Raw genomic sequence first — 19,736 nt, 5'->3', positions numbered from 1 at the left:
CTCCATATATGTGAAATTTGGTTCTACGCTGTTGGCTAAACTTTACGTAGGTTGGATTTTCACCAACTGTAATTTACCCGCTTTGCCTAGCACCATCATATTATTCCTTTTTTAAGTTATTTTAAATAATAATAAATATTTAAAAAAATGCCAAATTAATTTTAAATTCTAGAAAAAAAAATTAGTTAAAATTTATAAAAAGAATCATATTTTTTCATAGAAGATGTGCGGATAATAATTTCCTCTGGGATTTCAGCTAAGAACCTTGATGGGTATGATCTGACTATTTCGTAGAATATTTTGCGGCTTTCAGCATGGGTAATGTAAAGCTCTTTTTTAGCTCTAGTAATACCGACATAAGCAATGCGACGTTCTTCTTCCAAACCTTTTTCACCCTCTTCATCTAAAGATCTTTGAGACGGAAACACCCCCTCTTCCCAACCTGGCAAGAATACTACGTCAAACTCAAGACCTTTAGCACCGTGTAGTGTCATTATTGTTACAGAACCACCATAATTGGTTTCTAAAACTTCATTCTCTATAACTAGGCTTGCATGCTCGATAAAATCGTGAATATCGTTGAACTCAGCAATAGCTCTTAGCATCTCGTTGATATTCTCGATTCTGCCTAAAGCTTCTTCAGTTTTCTCTTCCTGAAGCATTTCTAAATATCCGGAATCATCGAGTATTGCTTTAACAACATTAATTGGAGCATCAAAGCTAAATCTTTCGTGCCAATTACTGATTTTAGTAACTAAATCTTTCAAAGTTTCATAGGATTTTGTTTTTATCTCACCATCCTCTAGCATTTCTTTAATAGCAGCAAAATTAGAGATATTTTTTTCTATAGCATATACTTTAATTTTATTTAACGTCACTGCCCCTATTGCTCTTTTCGGTACGTTAATAATACGCTCTAATGCTAAATTATCATTTTGGTTTAAAGCAATACGAACATAAGCAAGCACGTCTCTTATTTCCATACGTTCATAGAATCTAAGACCTCCGATAATCTTATAAGGCATAGCACTATTTATAAAGGCTTCTTCAAAACTTCTAGTTTGAAATCCTGCTCGCACTAATATAGCAATATTTCCTGCACTATATCTTCCCTCTCGCACTAACCTAGCTATTTCGGAGGCAATATATCTTGCTTCTTCTTTATCGTTCCAACAAGATATAATTTTGATCTTTTCGCCGCTTTCCTTATCAGTCCATAAGGTTTTGCCATGACGATTTTTATTGTTATTGATAACATTTGAAGCAGCCGCAAGAATTGGAAGAGTTGATCTATAATTCTGCTCTAACTTAATAATTGTGGCGTTTAAAAAATCCTTTTCAAAACGTAATATATTGCCTACTTCCGCACCACGCCAACCATAAATGGACTGATCATCATCACCAACACAGCAGATATTTTTACTTAAGCTTGCAAGCATTCTTGCCCACAAATATTGCACGACATTAGTATCTTGATACTCATCAATTAAAATATAACGATATTTTTCTTGGTAATATTTTAATATCTCAGGATTTTTAATGAAAAGTTCATTGTTATAAAGCAGTAAATCCCCAAAATCTACTACGTTGGAGATAAGTAAATTTTGCTGATATTCCTCATAAACAAGTTTTGCTACACGTTGCAGCGGTAAATTAGTATCAGAATTTGATAGCTTATTTGGCAATAAACCTTGATCTTTCCAACGTGAGATTACGATATGTATTAATTTAGGAGCATATTTTTTAGTATCAATATTTTTGAGCTTTACTATATCCTTAATCAATCTTAGTTGATCATCTTGATTAATAATAGTGAATCTACTATTCAAACCGAGATTTAAATGCTCTATTTGATCACGCAATATCCTTGCTGCCATTGAGTGGAAAGTACCAATGTTAAGACCGTAAGAGCTAACCAAATTATGGACTCTTTCCTGCATCTCTTTTGCTGCTTTATTCGTGAAAGTAACAGCTAAAATATTCTGCGGGGATGCTAAATTTTGATGAATAATATTCGCAATTCTTGAGGTTAGCACTTTCGTCTTACCTGTTCCTGCCCCTGCAAGCAAAAGAAGCGGTCCTTCGGTATGAAGAACTGCTTTTTGTTGCTGCTCGTTTAATGAATGTAGGAAATCGTGATTTGGCATATAATATATTGTTTAATATGTGTGATACCATGGCTTGATCAATATTGTTGCACGACTCTAATTGTCATTCCCGCGTAGGCGGGAATGACATAGAACGCTTTTTTTTAGCCATGCAACAACATCACTACGGGGTGACACTAAGTCCTTAAATAATATCTTCATTTCTGCTTTTATCAATAAAAATTTATCTAATTCTTTTAAGGTTTTTTAGAATATAAGAAAGGGTAATGATAGGATTACAAATTATTATTTTTAATAATTTAAGATAAGAATTTAAATTTTTATCCTCAATAAACCAGCTATATAAATCATCTATGGGCTTAATCTCATCAGGAATAACATATTTATTCTTAAATAATTCTTTTAAAACTCTTTTAGCTTTTTGGGCTTCTGCTTTACGTTCAGTTGTTAGGCTCTGATTATGCACCATATAAAAATATAACGACTCTGGTACATGAGCAAATTTCGTAACAAGCCCAAACCGAAGCCAATATTCATAATCATCAACTAAATGCATGTTTTCATTATATCCGCCTACTTTCTTTGCTACATCTGCTCTGTATAAAAAGCATGCTCCAACACAATCACGAATAGGCAAAAATTCCGGAGATTCTTGATAGAGCCTTGCACCTATTTTGCCCTGCTCATCAATTAGAGTATAATCGGTATAAACAAGACCTATATCCGGTGAATTATCTAAAACATCATTCATTTTTTCTAAAGCATTTTCATGCAAAAAATTATCATCGGAAGTCCAAGTAAAATATTGTCCCCTAGCCTCTTTGAAAGCAATATTAAGACTAGCTGGCAATCTTCTATTAGGCTCATTTCTTATTACTTTGATACGCTGATCCTGCTTTGCATATTCTTTTGCTATTTCAAAACTTTTATCTTTAGAGCAGTCATCGATTATAATAAGTTCAAAATCTTTAAATGTTTGATTAAGGCAGCTTTCAATAGATTTCGGTAATAATTCTTCCCTATTATAAACTGGTAAAACTATTGATATTTTTGGAGAATTTAGATTCATATATTTTGATTTTTTATTATTATACCTTAAATAAATAATATATATACTTCGACTCAACTTCAAAAAGAGTAAGAAGTCTGAAACTTTCGGAACGGAGCGTAACACTTAGTACGTGAGTGCCGCAGATTTTATAAGACGACGTAACCAATTTTTGAAGTTTTACTTACATATACCAAGGAGCAAGAGATAAATCTACTCTAATCCCACCCACAGTAATATCTTCTTCCTTATTAGCCAAATACTTCTCTTCTCTAATTAAGGCGATAGCTTTATTTTGATAGCTGGAACATAATATACCAATTTTGTTCTTGGTCGTAGTTATTTCCTCATTTTTAACTAAAGATGATAGTTCTTTCTCAGTTATAATTTTATATATCTTTCTTCTTATAACACCTTGATATTTAGTTCTTAATATAACTTCTTGACCTACATAACAACCTTTATCATAACTAATAGCGTTCAATTCTTCAGCACCATAGATAACCGGAATTGACTCACCTGAAGCCAAATCATCTACTCCGTCTACTATGGCAAAATTATATTTATCATCTAAATATAATTTTTCACTTAGATTCCCGCCTATGTAGGAATCATATGAGTGGCTTAGTATTATTGAGCGAAACCCAAGTAAATGGTATCGAGGATCACGAGCTGTGACTAATGAATCCATATTTAATTCTTGATGAGAATAAGCAATTTTATACTCATCTTTACAATCTATTATTTCTATTTTAGAGCGGAGCTTATAAAAATTTAAGTGATCTATTAAGGCAGTTTTACTTTTCTCATCAATATCGATATAAATTTCTTTAAGGTTATGTATGTATACAAAGAAATCAAATAAATATCTACCTTGATTATTAAGTAAATAAGTATAACAGTAATTACTCTTATTGATATCATTAGTTGTAAGGTTTTGTAAGAATTTTACCGAATCCAAACCTACTATTTTAATAATCTTCCTATTGTTTAATATTTCGTACATTAAATTTACTCCCAACAAATAAAAAAATAGATAGACGAAGTTTAATTTGGAAAAGAGTAAGAAGTCTACAAGACGAGGAACGGAGCGTATACTTAAATACGTGAGTACCGGAGTACTTGTTAAGACGACGTAGCCAATTTTTCAAATTAAACGAGTATATAATATTATTGACTTTCTATGCTTCACACCACTATACTTTAAATTTGTGTAAATTAAACTTAAATAATTATGAGATGTTCATCTTACTGTGTTTCTTCTGAATATAAGATGAGTGATCTAGTTACTAATTTAAAAAAGATAGGGCTTGAACCTCAGCATTTTGATGATGTTTTATACATCCGGAAAGAAGTAAATAAAGATTCTGATTATATAGATATATTTTTCTTCCCTTTTGGTTGTGTAACTATTTGGGGTGGTGACGAAATTCAGGAAAAAGTAATTTTAAATGATATTGATTCAGTAACAATAAACAAACTTGCCGAACCTGTATCCGATTATATTTATTTTGAATATAGTGAAGAACACGAAAAAACTTTTATTGACGAAGAAAAAAACAAAATAATTTTAGCTGATAAATCGGTTTTTGTTAAACTGTCTATTTCTCATGCACTTGCTCAATCTGTTAAACTTAGCGTTCTTGAGCAGTCTGTGAGTAATTTGATATCTCAAACCACTCCTATACAACAAGAGCTAGCTAGAACAGGTAGTGTCTCTCTGTCTAAAAAAGAGATATTACAACAAATAGGAATATTATTTAGTGAACGCTATTCAATCAGTTTACATAGTGATATATTCGATACGCCTGAGTTTTTTTGGCGTCGTCCTAGCTATGAGCCTCTATATCTTATGACGGCAGAATTTCAGGACATAGAAATAAGACAAAATATAATGAATCATCGCCTTAATATGATTCATGAGTTACTTGATATTCTTTCAAATGATCTTAATTATAAACATTCTACTAAACTTGAGTGGATTATTATTATATTAATCGGTCTTGAAGTAGTATTATCTTTATCTCATACCAATCTTTTTCTAAAAATTATTGGAGCTTTGTAAATAGCTTCATTTATGCAAATTATTAATAGTCAAAAAATATTAGAAGAGTTTTGTAAGGAATTATCCACCAAAAAATGGTTGAGTATAGATACAGAATTTGAACGTCGTTATACCTATTACTCCAAACTCAGTATAATACAAGTAAAAGCAGAAGATTGCAGTATAATAATTGATGCGATAAATAATCTAGATTTAAACGCCTTTAACAAGCTGCTTATAGATAGTAATATTATTAAAATATTTCACGCACCTCGTGAAGATTTCGAAATTTTTCATAATCTATTTAAAACTCTGCCTTCCAATATTTTTGATGTACAAGTTGCTGCAAATGTTTGTGGTCTTGGTAGTCAACTAAGCTATGATGATCTTTGTTATAAACTCTTTAAAATTAATATTGATAAAACTCATCAAAAATCTAACTGGTTAAAACGCCCTATTACTGAAGATATGCTAAATTATGCATTTTTAGATGTTGAATATTTGGACAAAATATATAAACAACTAAATAAGATAATTTTGGATAATAATTTAACGAATCAATATCAGTACATGCTCCAGTTTTTATTTAATATTAAAAACTATGAGATAAAGCCCGAGGATGCTTGGAAAAAAGTAAAATTTAGAATTGAAATTAAAGATTTTAATACTAAAATACAAATGCTTGCAGCTTATCGTGAAGAAAAAGCCCAAACTATAAATATCCCACGAAAACATTTTATTTCAGATGAAGATTTAATGAAGCTATGTAAATATCTACCTTTAACTGAACAAGATTTTAAAAATTTAAGCCTAAAAAGTAGACATTTACAAAAACCAAGATATAAAGAAGAAATAATACAATTATGCAATAGTTATATGCATAAGAATAGTTAAAAGACTCGTCATTGCGAGAAAGCTTTTGTAATTCTCCTCGCAAGAACAGGCTATTAAAATTTTCTTTTACTGTTGAGGATAAGGGTTATCATTTGCTACTTTAGCAGTAACAGTTTTTACACTATTATCATCAAAGAAAAAAGTTATATCAACTGTATCACCTACGTTTAGATCTTTTCTTATATCATAAAGCATTATATGCATACCTCCTGGTACAAAACCAACTTTAAGGTTACCAGAAATTAAAAACGGATAATCTACTTTCGCCATTTGGCTAACACCATTACTGTCAGTAACTGTTTGGTGCATCTCTATTCTACCTATTTGATCTGAAGATATATTAACTATATTATAGCTAGCCGGTCTAGTATTTGCTAATGTAAAATACATAGCAGAATTGCTTAGTGCATTATCGACATTTGTAGTAGGTCTTACCCAAGGTTGTGCAAATTGTACAGCTCCTGCTGCATTTAACTTAGATAAAGTAGTAGATAAATCTGTAGGATTAGTATTTTGGGTTGGCTGAGTATTAGGGCTAGCATAGCTTGTTATACTAGCAAAAGCTATGAAACCAGCCAATAAAGTTTTTATCATAATTAATACCTTTTAATAGTTTTATAAAATACTAGCATAAATTTTCTATAAATCTAGTTTTTTAAGGTTATACTTGTTTTATTTGAAAAATAGCGACAAAGTTTTTCATTTATAATGCTTACGTGTTTCTTCAGAAAATCTTTCAATTGCATAACGCAACATGGTTCTAGGCATTTGTGATATATGTCGATTTAAAAACTCTATTAATTGCTTTTCGTCCCTTTTTCCTGCTTCACGTAGCATCCACCCTACCGCTTTATGAATTAAATCATGTTTATCATTTAACAATAATTGGGCTATTTTAAAAGTTAAATCGAGTTCATTTTTGCGAATAAAATACCAAGTTGCAACCATTGCTATTCTTCTTTCCCAAAGATTTTTAGATCTTGCTAATTTATAAAGATATTCCTTATCCTTATCCCATAAATAAGCTCCGATAATATGATGAGCTGAAGCATCAACCAAGTTCCAATTATTGACATATTTTATATTGTCTATATAAAATTGATAAAAAATTTTCTTATCGTTATCAGAAGCTTTTTGATATTGATTGATAAGGATAACCAAAGCTAAAAACCTCTCTTCATTAAATCTTGATTTAATAATCCCGCCTAAATCATCTTTACTTAAATTATAATAAATTTTAGCTATTTTACGTAAAGTCGGTACAGTCACCCCTATAAATTTATCATACTCACCATACTGCCCCTCTTTAGTTTTAAAAAAGGCTGTTAAGCGTTCTGTAGGAATGGTTGCAGAATTAATCTCTTAGGGTTTAATTCCCCGAAGGTCTGCTTCGTGATATACTAGATGCATGGAAGAAAGCAGTTATATACATAAAAGTGATAATGTCACAGTACTAATATATCATTTAGTAACACCGGCAAAGTATAGAAGAGTAATATTCAATGAGGAACTAGACGATTATTTATGTAAAATTTGTGAGGACATAGAAGCTCGTTATGAAATTAGATTTTTGGAAATAGGAGTAGATAAAGAACATGTACATTTTTTACTACAGTCAATACCAATGTATAGCCCAACAAAAATAACTCAAATCATAAAAAGTATTACATCTAAGGAAATGTTTAAGAAATATCCAAATCTTAAAGAAAAATTATGGGGAAGTGAGTTTTGGAGTAAAGGATATTTTATGAGCACAGTAGGTAAACATGGTGATGAGCGGAAATTACGTAATTATGTAAAAAATCAAGGTTCAGGCAAACCTTCTTATAAAGCATTTCAACAAAAACAGTTAAACCTTTTTGGATAGATACCTCGTAGCTCTGCTGCGAGGAGTATCATTTGAATAGCATTTTTGATAAAAATAATAGATTCTTTTGGCTTGATTTTTAAAATATGTTGAAATATTCTTCATAATAAAATGCTCTATTTGGATCTAGTTCAATAGCTTTTTCTAATGCTTTAACTGAATTATCTTGTTGACTTTCCATTAGATTAGAACTTAAGCTATGAAAAACTTCAGCTTTTTTATCACTATAATTTTCAGTCTTTTTATATGCTTGAATAAAGCTTAGAACTTCATCCAAACTAAATTCAGCAAATTTTTTTAAATTTTCTTTCTCTTCCACATATTTATAATTTTTATGAAGATTTAAACATTTTTCAAATAATTTAGTAATTTGAGTCATAATATTTTCCTGTTTAATTATAAAATATAATTATAGTTGGCAAAAATCTAAAAGTAGAAATATGAGGAATAAATAAAATATCGAATAAGCAAAAAATCGTTTTGCCTGCCTATTATCAGCCTTATCATAAAATAATGATATAGAATAATATAAAAACCCTAAACCAAGTAGTACAGCAGTTAATAAATATATAACATTACTCGTACCTATAAAAAAAGGCATAAGAGAGACCAAAAATAAAATTATGCTATAAATTAGAATTTGCTTTTTAGTATATAAAGCTCCTTTTATTGCAGGCATCATAGGCACTCTACAGTTTTTATAATCATCGTTACAAAATAAAGCCAAAGCCCAAGAATGAGGCGGTGTCCAAATAAAGATAATTAGGAACAATATAAAAGAATCCAAAGACACGCTGCCACTTACAGAAGCATAACCTATTACAGGGGGAAGAGCTCCAGCTGCTCCACCAATAACAATATTTTGTATAGAACTACGCTTTAACCACATAGTATAGATACAAATATAATAAAAAATAGTAAATAATAATAATAATGCTGACAGGAAATTTACACATAATGCCATAAAAAACACTGAAAAGAATGCCATTATCAATCCGAATGATAATGCTTCATCAGCTTCTATAGCACCTCTTATTATGGGTCTTTTTTGTGTACGTTTCATTAAGGCATCAATATCCCTATCATACCACATATTAATTGCTCCAGCACTACCCGCACCTATGGCTATACAGATTAAAGCAATTATATTAATGAAAGGATGCAGTGAATTAGGAGCAAGCCACATTCCAGAAAAGCCAGTAAAGACAACCAACGACATTACGCGTGGTTTCATTAGTAAAATATAGTCTTTAACTGTACTTTGATGGTAATTAACTTTATCTAAATCTATTGATTTTGTTAAAGAGTTCATATAAAAGTTTTTTTACTAAATATAAAAAGTTTTAAGGTAAAAATCAACGATTGACTTTAATGCAAGAAATGTATATATTTTTTTGTAATTATAATTTAAAAGTTAAGGATATTTTCAGTGACAAAAATCGTACGTTCTAAATATAAAGCTAGTAGAAGACTTGGTGTTAGCTTATGGGGTGATGATAAAGATGCATTTAATACCCGAAATTATCGCCCAGGTCAACATGGACGCAATACCATGGTTAAAACCTCTGATTATGGGTTACATTTAAAAGCTAAACAAAGAATAAAATGCCATTACGGTCGTATCACTGAAAAGCAATTTAGAAATATCTTTGGATTTGCTCAAAAAATGAAAGGTAATACTGGTGAAAACTTCATTGGATTACTTGAAAGTAGACTTGATTCTATAGTTTACAGAATGAATATTGCACCAACTATTTTCTCTTCTAGACAATTAATATCACATGGTCATATCAAAGTAAATGGTAAGAAAGCTGATATAGCAAGTATGCGTCTCAAAGAAGGTGATGTTATAGAGATCAAAGAAGCTTCAAGACAAATGGGCATCATTCAAGAATCAGTTTCAAAGCAAGGTCAAACAACACCTGATTATGTATCATTTGATGTAGATTCGCTAAGTGGTAAATATCTAAGAGTCCCAACAATTTCCGACGTTAGATATCCTTTCACTCCTGAAGTTCACTTAGTAGTCGAGCTATATTCTCGTTAATCTCTTAGGGTTTAATTCCCCGAAGGTCTGCTTCGTGATATACTAGATGCATGGAAGAAAGCAGTTATATACATAAAAGTGATAATGTCACAGTACTAATATATCATTTAGTAACACCGGCAAAGTATAGAAGAGTAATATTCAATGAGGAACTAGACGATTATTTATGTAAAATTTGTGAGGACATAGAAGCTCGTTATGAAATTAGATTTTTGGAAATAGGAGTAGATAAAGAACATGTACATTTTTTACTACAGTCAATACCAATGTATAGCCCAACAAAAATAACTCAAATCATAAAAAGTATTACATCTAAGGAAATGTTTAAGAAATATCCAAATCTTAAAGAAAAATTATGGGGAAGTGAGTTTTGGAGTAAAGGATATTTTATGAGCACAGTATGTAAACATGGTGATGAGCGGAAATTACGTAATTATGTAAAAAATCAAGGTTCAGGCAAACCTTCTTATAAAGCATTTCAACAAAAACAGTTAAAACTTTTTGGATAGATACCTCGTAGCTCTGCTGCGAGGAGTATCATTATCATGCTCATTTAACTTAAAAAAACTACAAGCACTGCGGTACGAACTACATTAAGTAACTACCGCCGTTCTTTGTCTTACGGATTCCTAGCTCTTTTTCAAATTAAACTTCGTCTACCTACTGTTTTCATATCTTTGCAATTTAAGTGAGGTTGTTGTATAGATCGAAAAATATCCTCTGTGCGTCATACCGTAGCGACATTGCCCGCATGGATACCAAATCAGCATAAGCTTGGCAAATGAAATTAGCGTGGCAATCCAGAAAAAATAATAAAAAATACTAATTTTATTATTATTTTTAACTGGATCATGTGAATAAATAGTACCGGGCAGTCAATGATACTCCTCGCAGCAGAGCTACGAGGTATCTATCCAAAAAGTTTTAACTGTTTTTGTTGAAATGCTTTATAAGAAGGTTTGCCTGAACCTTGATTTTTTACATAATTACGTAATTTCCGCTCATCACCATGTTTACATACTGTGCTCATAAAATATCCTTTACTCCAAAACTCACTTCCCCATAATTTTTCTTTAAGATTTGGATATTTCTTAAACATTTCCTTAGATGTAATACTTTTTATGATTTGAGTTATTTTTGTTGGGCTATACATTGGTATTGACTGTAGTAAAAAATGTACATGTTCTTTATCTACTCCTATTTCCAAAAATCTAATTTCATAACGAGCCTCTATGTCCTCACAAATTTTACATAAATAATCGTCTAGTTCCTCATTGAATATTACTCTTCTATACTTTGCCGGTGTTACTAAATGATATATTACGCCAATTTACAGTATGATCCAGTTCATTCTCACTAACGTGTGAAGATATTCTAGCCATTTTTCGTACACCGATTCCGCAGCCAAGCCCGATGATACCAGCCAGTAAGGCAGGGCGTGAGGTAATCTTTGATGTGTTAGTTTGTTGCCAATGCTCGAAGGCTGATAGTGTATTGGAATGATGATGTACGGTTTCCAATATTTCAGCCAGTGAGATATAATACCGTTTAGGAAACCATGCTTGCAATGGATCAGTATCTTGTTTATCCAGTGGTGGAGTTTTTATACGGAACGACTTGTCTGCCTTAAAGCTGAGATATTCGTTTTCTAGGACTCTAGCGTTAGTTAACTTATATTGATCATATAATGTTTGGTCTAGTTGTTGTAATATGATTTTAGAATCAAGAAAATTTAACATTTCAGCACGCTCCAGAAGGTGATATTTTTCTTGTTCCCAGCGTTTTTTGCTGATCATATACTCGTCCAACGGTCGGTATTTATAGGAATACACTAGATTTAGCTTACCGGATTTGATAGCAGCTGCCACATGCTGAAATAGGAAGACCTTATATAATGAGATACGAAATGTTCTATTTTCTCTGTAGAGTGCTGCGTATTCTTGCTTGCCCAAAAATGCTGCAGGAGCTTGAGCAGTAATATGACCGTCCCTGTCACGAAAATGGTCAATTGCTTCTATTAAAGGCGATTTTTGTTGTTCAGCTTGAAGTTCCACAGCCTTTAACACTGGACTTAGGCGGTTTTGCAGATGCAATGATTTATTTTCCTGAAGATCATATAAAGCTAAGTCATCAGATAACTCTAAAAACCCTTCACGAATGTTTTTGATATTATGAGGTGTCTCGTGATTCAGTGCTTTTTTGATGCGATATACTTTTTCACAGTCTGGAAGAATATTATCATTTGCAATAGAACGAATTTCCTGCATTACGCTAAATACACCAGTCTCCAGCTCGTGTATTAGTACCTGCAATTGCTTCTGTTGTATCACCTGTTGCTCTAGTACATTTTCTTTATACTCATTGGCAATCGTAGTTTGGAACGCGGTCATAACATTCAGGAAAATATCAACCAAATTATCCTGCATACGGTAATACTGATGAGCGACAAACGCTGCAGCATGAATATAGCGATCTGTTTGAGAACGTTGCTGTATCTGGAATATCTGTGACCTCATTACACTGCCAGCATAATAGCGAATTCCCATTTGTCCTAATTTAAGCGTATCTAGGGTATCAGACAATTTTCCGTGCAACTCTGCAATAACGTGAAAATCTGCTACACATTCTCGAACTTTAGCAGGTTTTATAGATTGTGACAGTCTTTTCAGTAGTGTCAGTCGGTAGCTTTGTTTATCTTGATCACGCGTAAATAAAGAATCTAGAAGTATTGATGTCTCAGGAGTGAGCTGATTATTCATTCGTAATACTAGAGCTTGCTTATGGGATTGTAGCGATTGACGTATCAATGCACATACCGTTCCTGATTCTGGGAGTGTAATATGTTTTTGGATTAAGAGGTCGCTGCATCTATCAAAGATCAACCTTGGTTTCAAATAGTAAGATGACATCGACTCAATCTCATGCTTAATCATAGTTTTGGCAGTTTTATTAAATGTTTGAAATCCATAATGCTCAGCTACAATCTGCTGATGTCGCATTCTGCTTACCTTTTTGTAATCATATGCAATAAACTTCGAGGCAGGACAGCTTAGTATATTGGCTACGACCACAATATCCCTTTTATGAAAATCCTGCGGTAAAAAGAATCGTTTTGCTGCTCTAAAATATCCACATAACAATAAAAAACCTATCTGATTGGTTGGATTTCTTAAGCTACGCGCTATATCTAGTAGTTTTTTTGGGAAATCAAAAAACTGTTTGCGTTGTATGTGATCAAATAATGGGGGTTTATTAAATTTCTTTTGCTCTTGCGTGGTCAATATTTGCATTCTTGGCATAAGTTATACTCCTCTATAAAAATAATTATATCTGTCCAAAACCGTTCGTTTCCGGACATATCTTATTCTTATGTCCAAAAATTATATTGACACACTTTAGAACATATATAATATTTAGGACAGCCTTTTTAATACAATTGATATCTAATAATGCCTCGTATCTTCGTTTATGCTCGTGTCTCTAAAATTGGACAGACTCCAGAAAACCAAACAAAAGAAATTGAAGCAGCGGGTTTCAATATTGAACCTCACAGAGTGATTACTGAAAAAGTGTCTGGATCAGTGCCGATTAGCAGACGTAAAGGATTTGCCAGACTACTGGATAAAATGGAAAAAAACGATGTGCTAGTTGTTACCAAGTTAGATCGATTAGGACGTGATGCTATTGATGTAAGTACTACTGTTGTAAAATTAGAAGCAATGGGGATCAGAGTTCATTGTTTGGCACTTGGAGGTGTAGACCTTACTAGCTCAGCAGGAAAAATGACTATGGGCGTAATTAATATCATTGCTCAATTTGAGCGTGATTTATTAATTGAACGTACACAGTCTGGTCTTGCCAGAGCTAAATCAAACGGTAAAACTCTTGGACGCCCGAAAGTTTTATCAGAAGCACAAAGAAAAGAGGCTATAGAGCAATTACAGGATGGTAAAGCCGTTGCGGCTATTGCAAAGTATTTTAATACAAGCAGGCAAACTATCATGCGTGTTAGGGATATTACAAATTACTAATATTCCTATGGTACTTCTCGTACCTTTATGTAAATGAACCCGTTATTGAAAAAACTTTAAGAGCAATAACCTATGATAATGGATTTTACAGAAATATTTTGTTACGTCGATGATTTTTTTCAAGAATTAGACAAGCATACAAATTCAATTACTAACCATAACAACAAATCTGGTCCTAAAAGTCGACTTAACAGAAGTGAGGTAATAACAATTATAATAGGCTACTGGCAGTCATCTTATGATTGTTTTAAGAATTATTATCTGAAGCAAATATGGATTTATCATCAAAGAGATTTTCAATTAGTAAGCTATAGTCAATTTATAAAAATAATAGGTCCACATTTACCACTATTAGTACTGATATTCAATTCTATTTTGGATCAGTGTGATGGCCTTTCTTTTGTAGATTCAAGTAGTATAGAGGTATGTAAGAGATACCGTATTTCAATGAATAAAGTGTTCGCCGGCATAGCAGCACGCAGTAAGACAACAAAAGGTTGGTTCTATGGACTTAAACTACATCTAATAATTAATAGAGCCGGTGGTATAGTTAAAGCATCTTTTAGCCCTGGCAATAAGGATGATAGAAAACAGCTGGAACTGATGATCAAAAATCTTTTTGGTAAAGTATTCGGAGATCGTGGTTATATTTCACAACAATTATTTCAACAACTTTTAGAGCAAGGAATTTTTATGGTAACTAGGGTAAAGAAAAATATGAAAAATAAACTTATGTCTATGTTGGATAAAATATTATTGCTTAAAAGAGCATTAATAGAATCTGTGTTTAGTAAAATTAAACTATTGGGGAAGTTTGAGCATTCAAGGCATAGATCAGTTACAAATGCCTTTGTGCATATGGTTGCAGCACTGATAAATTATCAAATGTCTGATAATAAACCTTCTATTACATCTCTCTTGATATGCTAAATCCTATGCTATATTAATTCGAAACTCGCGTTAAATAAATTAAACGATAAAACTCCTGCCCCGCCTCAACATAAAACTGATAAAGAGATGGGAATTAATGAAACAAAACTTACTGATAAAGAAGCTCAAGAAAAAATCTCTAAAATCAGCAAACCATTTTCTAAACTTTTAACAAATAATATAGTTGATGCTACATTAAAAAATCTAGAAAATGAAAATTTTAAACTAGACGAAGAACATAAAACTAAGATTACTGGAGCACTTTCTGAGTCTTTACAAAATATTTCTGCTTCGAAATTAGCAGAAAATAAAGAAGAAATAATAAATAATATAACTAAAGACTTGAAAGAAAAGCAGACTATGCTTTCAAAAGCTGCACTTGCTTTGCCTGGCAAATCCTCTTATCATATTTCCACCGAAAATGTTAAAAAGATTGCTAATAATATTGGTGAAAAATATCAAGAAAATAAACCATCTGAAAGTGCTATTACCAAATCTACACCTCCTATTACTTCTAAAAATGAAGAGCAGAGCAATAGTAAAAAGAAAAGTTTTATCAAAGAAAAAGTAGCACATATGAAAGATACTTTTGGTAAAGCAGTAATTGCAACAAAAAATATTAATCAACTTCGTACTACTTTGTCTAAATCTGTAAAGGTGAATAAAGATCAAGATAGAGGAAGATAGTTATATACCTTTAATACTTCAAGATTTGGTAAGCCAAATTGTGAGATTCGTCTTTGCTCACTTAGTTTATCTACGTTCCGCAGACTCACCGCTTATTTGACTTACCAACTTTTGAAGTATTTGCGGTATATATACTGCTAATAAATGAAGAGTTGATAGACGATAGTATCAATTTGAAAAATTGGCTATGTCGTCTTTGTAACAATAGTACCGGACATTTTTAAAAAATGTTATATTTTATTCAGGTATGGGTAACATTATCCACTATTTTAAATTCGACCAGATGCGGTTTTTGGCAATATAGAAAAAGATAGTAAACGCTACTAAAAACATCATAACTTTAAGTCCCATAGATTTACGGTGTTCCATTTCCGGTTCAGCTGCCCATTGTAAAAATACTGCGACATCATGACTCATCTGTTCAATAGTTGCGTTAGTGCCATCCATATAAGTCACCTGTCCATTCATTAGAGGTGGAGGCATTGCTATCTGCCCGCCTGGAAAATACGGATTATAGTGAGCACCATTCATTAGCTTGAAACCTATAGGCGGCTCAGCATAACCGGTAAGTAGCGAATATACATAATTAGCTCCATCATGACGAGCTTTTATTATCAATGATAAATCGGGCGGATGAGCACCGTTATTAGCTGCTCTTGCTGCTTGTTCGTTTGGATAAGGCGATACAAAACGATCAGAGGGAATAGCAGGGCGGTCAAACATCTCACCATCATCATTCGGACCATCTTTTACTGTATAATTTTTAGCAATTTCTTTGATCTCTTCTTCAGAAAAGCCGATATCCTTAAGATTACGATAATATAGATTGCTTAAGCTATGGCAGACGCTACATACTTCTTTATAAACCTGAAACCCTCTTTGTGCGGCTTCACGATCAACACTACCACGCAATCCTTCAAAGTGCCATTTCATCTTTTTGGGATGTAACACTTCCTCATTGGCTAGACTTAAAGCAGAAATTAATAGTATGATTATAGAGATAAATAATTTAGTTTTCATAGTGTTTTTTTGACCGTCATTGCGAGGAAAAATTGAAAATTTTGACGAAGCAATCTCAGGAGTTTATTATTGTTTTATGAGATTGTTGTATCAAGGTTTTATCTTTTATTCCAACAATATTTTTATTTATAGAATAATTTCATTATATAAATCATCCCAGTTTGTATTTATTTGTTCTATTAATTTAATCTTTTTATTTCTTGAACCAGCCTTAATTTGTTTTTCTTTATTTATTGCTGAATCCATAGTTTGATGAAGCTCATAAAATATTAATATTTTACAATTATGTTTTTACTAAAACCTTTAATGTTTTCGTTTTTATGTTGGTATATTCTTTTTATAAGATTAGAGGTTACACCGGTATAAAGTATATCATTTTTTTATTAGTAGTTATATATACAGCTGGTTGTTTCACAAATTTGTATAATACAAAAACGTCATGAGCTATACTTTCTGAGATTGCCACGCCACTTTCAGTGGCTCGCAATGACTTTTATAGTCCCTTTGGTGGTTAAAACCTCCATCTTCCAGATGGAAAAGCTTTAGCTTGCCATGTGCGCCATGATGCATTGCATCATAAGCACCATGAGTTCAACACTTCAGGAAATCACCTAACAGTTTACTATCGTCTTTATCACACAGTGTGGTAGAAATTGTTTGTGCACGCAGTGACTGTAGATCTAATAGTGGTAATGTACCGATTATATGATTAAAGACATATTGAGGTACATGAACCAGACATGATTTCTCTCACATACGGCTTGAATAAGCTTTAGCTTGATATGCGACTTCTAGTCGCTATAAAACAAACTTTCATCTCTCAGATGAAAGTGATTGATATTTCAATAACGATTCTAAAACTCCTCCGGTAGTGGTAGTGGCTTTTCGTATTTACCTATTAATGGCAAGGCTACTAAAAAATGGAAGAAGTAATAGCATGCAGCAAATCTACTTATAGTAATATAAGGCTCTTCTGCCGGCTGTCCGCCTAGATAACCGAGCAATAAGCAATCTGCCATAAATATCCAAAAAGCAATGCGATATATTGGTCTATAGTTGGCACTTCTTACCTTTGAAGTATCTAGCCAAGGTAATAAAAACAACACGAATATGCTTCCAAACATTAGTAGTACACCACCAAGCTTGGACGGCACAGCACGTAATATTGCATAAAATGGTAGAAAATACCATTCAGGAACAATATGAGCAGGTGTAACTAATGGATTTGCAGGAATGTAATTGTCCGGATGACCTAAATAATTCGGCTCATAAAAAATAAAATAGGCAAATATTATGAAATAAACTCCGAAACCAACAAAATCCTTAATCGTATAATAAGGATGAAATGGAATCGTATCTTTAGGACCTTTAACATCAATACCTTTCGGATTATTTGAACCATGTTGATGCAATGCTACTAAATGAAGCATCACAAGAGCAACGATAATAAACGGCAATAAATAATGTAGTGAAAAGAATCTGTTTAACGTTGGGTTATCTACCGAAAAACCACCCCATAACCATGTAACTATAGACTTGCCTACAAGCGGAATAGCTGAGAATAGATTAGTAATAACTGTTGCACCCCAGTAGCTCATTTGTCCCCAAGGTAGTACGTAACCCATAAAAGCCGTTGCCATCATAGTTAGGAAAATGATTATACCGATATGCCACAGTAATTCCCTCGGTGCTTTGTACGAGCCATAATATAGTCCTCTTGCTATGTGTAAATATACGGCTGCAAAAAACATTGAGGCACCAACAGCATGAGTATAACGCAGTAACCAGCCATAATTAACGTTACGCATGATTTTTTCAACGCTATCAAAAGCATGATCAACGTGCGGCGTATAATGCATTGCAAGTATAATACCAGTAATTATTTGAATTACTAACGCAATACCGGCAATAGAGCCTAAATTCCATAAATAGCTAAGGTTTTTTGGAGTTTGATAATGGCTAAAATGCTTTAGAAAAGAGAAGACCGGAAGACGGTAGTCTATCCACTCTATAATAGCATTAGTCTTTCCAGTTTTTGGGGTAATGTTGTCGCTCATAGATAATTACCCGATTCTAATTTTTTTGTCGCTAATAAAAGTGTAGGGCGGTACTGCTAAATTTAAAGGTGCAGGACCTCTTCTTACTCTACCTGATGAATCATATTGTGAACCATGGCACGGGCAGAACCAGCCATCATAATCACCTTGATTTGCAAGGGGTACGCAACCTAAATGCGTGCAGATACCAATTGTTACTAACCAATTATCGTGCCCAGCTTTTACACGTGCTTGATCTTCTTCAGGGTCGATTAGCTCTGACATTTTTACAGCCCTTGCTTCAGCAATTTTATCCGGAGTGCGATTGGTAATGAATACCGGCTTTCCTTGCCATTTAACTGTAACTGTTTGACCTATCGCAATATTTGATAGATCAACTTCGATTGATGATAAAGCAAGAACATCGGCTGAAGGGTTTAGAGAATCAATAAGAGACCAAAGCGTACATGCAGCTCCAACCGCTGCAACGCTACTAGCCGTTAGGACCATAAAATCACGACGAGAGGTTTGTTTTGTATTGTTAGTAGTATCTTCAGTATCTGACATATTTAGTTTGTATTCATATTATTACTGTTGTCATAAGGATTTACTATTGGAGTATGCGGTTCGGGAACAGTGCCATCACCTTCGCCACCATCTTCAGGCTTTTTAATAAGCTTTTCTACACCTTGCTGTAATTCTTTTTCTCCTGTACCTTCTTTAACCTCATATTTTCCTGGATCACCTAAGCAATTCCAAAAGTTAACTAAATGATCCCAGTCAGGACCAAGTTTTACAGTACAATTTTGAGCAATAGCTTTACTAGTGTCTAATATCTCAACTGTTGTTCTGCCAAAATAGTCTATAAAGCCGATTTTCTCAAGCCCTTTTACTACATAAAATAATACTATTAATGATGCAACAGCTATCATTATATACCATTTAGTAATAATGCCCCATAAAAAAACGCCCATAGGGTTAGCTGCAACTAACCTTCGTAAAGCTTGCCACATATTATTTTCTC

23 protein-coding genes are annotated in these 19,736 nt (G+C 32.8%); 8 read left to right on the top strand and 15 right to left on the bottom strand.

Features of this window, described 5'->3' with window-relative positions; translation table 11 throughout:
* Nucleotides 1-185: 185 nt before the first annotated feature.
* From pcrA to ygfZ, 3 genes are all read right to left on the bottom strand, one after another.
* The gene (pcrA, locus tag ACOAL3_RS04850; protein WP_419235519.1) at nt 186-2,147 is read right to left on the bottom strand and encodes a DNA helicase PcrA; all 1,962 of its coding nucleotides are present in this window, start codon (nt 2,145-2,147) and stop codon (nt 186-188) included.
* 184 nt (nt 2,148-2,331) lie between these two features.
* The gene (locus ACOAL3_RS04845; RefSeq protein WP_419235518.1) at nt 2,332-3,177 is read right to left on the bottom strand and encodes a glycosyltransferase; all 846 of its coding nucleotides are present in this window, start codon (nt 3,175-3,177) and stop codon (nt 2,332-2,334) included.
* A 163-nt stretch (nt 3,178-3,340) separates the two neighbouring features.
* Nucleotides 3,341-4,162 (bottom strand): CAF17-like 4Fe-4S cluster assembly/insertion protein YgfZ, encoded by an 822-nt coding sequence (gene ygfZ / locus ACOAL3_RS04840; RefSeq protein ID WP_419235517.1) that lies wholly within the window; start codon nt 4,160-4,162, stop codon nt 3,341-3,343.
* A 267-nt stretch (nt 4,163-4,429) separates the two neighbouring features.
* Here ygfZ and ACOAL3_RS04835 point away from each other — a divergent pair, with 267 nt between their 5' ends.
* Together ACOAL3_RS04835 and ACOAL3_RS04830 are read left to right on the top strand one after the other, a co-directional pair.
* Nucleotides 4,430-5,221, top strand: a complete 792-nt coding sequence (locus tag ACOAL3_RS04835) for an RMD1 family protein (protein WP_419235605.1) — start codon at nt 4,430-4,432, stop codon at nt 5,219-5,221.
* Nucleotides 5,222-5,233: 12 nt separating this feature from the next.
* Nucleotides 5,234-6,094: a ribonuclease D gene (locus ACOAL3_RS04830; RefSeq protein ID WP_419235516.1), complete on the top strand. Its 861-nt coding sequence runs from the start codon at nt 5,234-5,236 to the stop codon at nt 6,092-6,094.
* Between the two features lie 66 nt (nt 6,095-6,160).
* Here ACOAL3_RS04830 and ACOAL3_RS04825 read toward each other — a convergent pair whose 3' ends face one another.
* Nucleotides 6,161-6,688, bottom strand: coding sequence for a copper chaperone PCu(A)C (locus ACOAL3_RS04825; protein ID WP_395477539.1), 528 nt, complete (start codon nt 6,686-6,688; stop codon nt 6,161-6,163).
* A 105-nt stretch (nt 6,689-6,793) separates the two neighbouring features.
* The gene (locus ACOAL3_RS04820; RefSeq protein ID WP_419235604.1) at nt 6,794-7,438 is read right to left on the bottom strand and encodes a DNA alkylation repair protein; all 645 of its coding nucleotides are present in this window, start codon (nt 7,436-7,438) and stop codon (nt 6,794-6,796) included.
* Nucleotides 7,439-7,502: 64 nt separating this feature from the next.
* On the opposite strand from ACOAL3_RS04820, the gene tnpA (ACOAL3_RS04815) reads away from it, so the two are divergent.
* The gene (tnpA, locus tag ACOAL3_RS04815; RefSeq protein WP_419235198.1) at nt 7,503-7,961 is read left to right on the top strand and encodes an IS200/IS605 family transposase; all 459 of its coding nucleotides are present in this window, start codon (nt 7,503-7,505) and stop codon (nt 7,959-7,961) included.
* Between the two features lie 79 nt (nt 7,962-8,040).
* On the opposite strand, the gene ACOAL3_RS04810 is transcribed toward tnpA (ACOAL3_RS04815), so the two are convergent.
* Both ACOAL3_RS04810 and cyoE read right to left on the bottom strand, forming a co-directional pair.
* Nucleotides 8,041-8,280: a hypothetical protein gene (locus ACOAL3_RS04810; protein ID WP_419235515.1), complete on the bottom strand. Its 240-nt coding sequence runs from the start codon at nt 8,278-8,280 to the stop codon at nt 8,041-8,043.
* A gap of 90 nt (nt 8,281-8,370) precedes the next feature.
* Entirely contained in the window at nt 8,371-9,273 is a 903-nt protein-coding gene (gene cyoE / locus ACOAL3_RS04805; RefSeq protein ID WP_395476461.1) for a heme o synthase, read from the bottom strand.
* Nucleotides 9,274-9,390: 117 nt separating this feature from the next.
* Here cyoE and rpsD point away from each other — a divergent pair, with 117 nt between their 5' ends.
* Both rpsD and tnpA (ACOAL3_RS04795) read left to right on the top strand, forming a co-directional pair.
* The gene (gene rpsD, locus ACOAL3_RS04800) at nt 9,391-10,008 is read left to right on the top strand and encodes a 30S ribosomal protein S4 (RefSeq protein ID WP_419235514.1); all 618 of its coding nucleotides are present in this window, start codon (nt 9,391-9,393) and stop codon (nt 10,006-10,008) included.
* A 50-nt stretch (nt 10,009-10,058) separates the two neighbouring features.
* A complete protein-coding gene (gene tnpA / locus ACOAL3_RS04795; RefSeq protein ID WP_419234544.1) occupies nt 10,059-10,517 on the top strand; it encodes an IS200/IS605 family transposase in 459 nt (152 codons plus the stop codon).
* A 401-nt stretch (nt 10,518-10,918) separates the two neighbouring features.
* Here the strand turns inward: tnpA (ACOAL3_RS04795) and tnpA (ACOAL3_RS04790) are convergent, their stop codons facing one another.
* Together tnpA (ACOAL3_RS04790) and ACOAL3_RS04785 are read right to left on the bottom strand one after the other, a co-directional pair.
* Nucleotides 10,919-11,338 (bottom strand): IS200/IS605 family transposase, encoded by a 420-nt coding sequence (tnpA, locus tag ACOAL3_RS04790; RefSeq protein WP_419235603.1) that lies wholly within the window; start codon nt 11,336-11,338, stop codon nt 10,919-10,921.
* Nucleotides 11,298-13,307 (bottom strand): DUF4158 domain-containing protein, encoded by a 2,010-nt coding sequence (locus tag ACOAL3_RS04785; RefSeq protein WP_419235513.1) that lies wholly within the window; start codon nt 13,305-13,307, stop codon nt 11,298-11,300. The genes tnpA (ACOAL3_RS04790) and ACOAL3_RS04785 overlap by 41 nt, the downstream gene beginning before the upstream one ends.
* A 150-nt stretch (nt 13,308-13,457) precedes the next feature.
* Here ACOAL3_RS04785 and ACOAL3_RS04780 point away from each other — a divergent pair, with 150 nt between their 5' ends.
* The 3 genes from ACOAL3_RS04780 (at nt 13,458) to ACOAL3_RS04770 (ending at nt 15,656) form a co-directional block, all read left to right on the top strand.
* Nucleotides 13,458-14,039 (top strand): recombinase family protein, encoded by a 582-nt coding sequence (locus ACOAL3_RS04780; protein WP_419235305.1) that lies wholly within the window; start codon nt 13,458-13,460, stop codon nt 14,037-14,039.
* Between the two features lie 72 nt (nt 14,040-14,111).
* Nucleotides 14,112-14,969, top strand: coding sequence for an IS982 family transposase (locus tag ACOAL3_RS04775; protein ID WP_419234519.1), 858 nt, complete (start codon nt 14,112-14,114; stop codon nt 14,967-14,969).
* A gap of 87 nt (nt 14,970-15,056) precedes the next feature.
* Nucleotides 15,057-15,656, top strand: coding sequence for a hypothetical protein (locus tag ACOAL3_RS04770; protein ID WP_419235512.1), 600 nt, complete (start codon nt 15,057-15,059; stop codon nt 15,654-15,656).
* A gap of 264 nt (nt 15,657-15,920) precedes the next feature.
* Here ACOAL3_RS04770 and ACOAL3_RS04765 read toward each other — a convergent pair whose 3' ends face one another.
* The 6 genes from ACOAL3_RS04765 to ACOAL3_RS04740 all read right to left on the bottom strand — a co-directional run bounded on the left by ACOAL3_RS04765 (nt 15,921) and on the right by ACOAL3_RS04740 (nt 19,725).
* A complete protein-coding gene (locus ACOAL3_RS04765; protein ID WP_419235511.1) occupies nt 15,921-16,676 on the bottom strand; it encodes a cytochrome c1 in 756 nt (251 codons plus the stop codon).
* A gap of 126 nt (nt 16,677-16,802) precedes the next feature.
* On the bottom strand, nt 16,803-16,922 hold the full coding sequence (locus ACOAL3_RS04760) for a GIY-YIG nuclease family protein (protein ID WP_419235510.1): 120 nt from the start codon (nt 16,920-16,922) through the stop codon (nt 16,803-16,805).
* 23 nt (nt 16,923-16,945) lie between these two features.
* On the bottom strand, nt 16,946-17,017 hold the full coding sequence (locus tag ACOAL3_RS04755; RefSeq protein ID WP_419235602.1) for a hypothetical protein: 72 nt from the start codon (nt 17,015-17,017) through the stop codon (nt 16,946-16,948).
* Between the two features lie 513 nt (nt 17,018-17,530).
* The gene (locus tag ACOAL3_RS04750) at nt 17,531-18,733 is read right to left on the bottom strand and encodes a cytochrome b (RefSeq protein ID WP_395476450.1); all 1,203 of its coding nucleotides are present in this window, start codon (nt 18,731-18,733) and stop codon (nt 17,531-17,533) included.
* Nucleotides 18,734-18,739: 6 nt separating this feature from the next.
* Entirely contained in the window at nt 18,740-19,279 is a 540-nt protein-coding gene (gene petA / locus ACOAL3_RS04745; RefSeq protein WP_395476449.1) for a ubiquinol-cytochrome c reductase iron-sulfur subunit, read from the bottom strand.
* 2 nt (nt 19,280-19,281) lie between these two features.
* Nucleotides 19,282-19,725, bottom strand: a complete 444-nt coding sequence (locus ACOAL3_RS04740; protein ID WP_419235509.1) for a DUF2670 domain-containing protein — start codon at nt 19,723-19,725, stop codon at nt 19,282-19,284.
* Nucleotides 19,726-19,736: the final 11 nt, after the last annotated feature.

Source organism: Rickettsia endosymbiont of Nabis limbatus (assembly GCF_965196655.1).
Lineage (GTDB): Bacteria > Pseudomonadota > Alphaproteobacteria > Rickettsiales > Rickettsiaceae > Rickettsia.
This window is presented reverse-complemented; position numbering and strand designations above follow the sequence as displayed.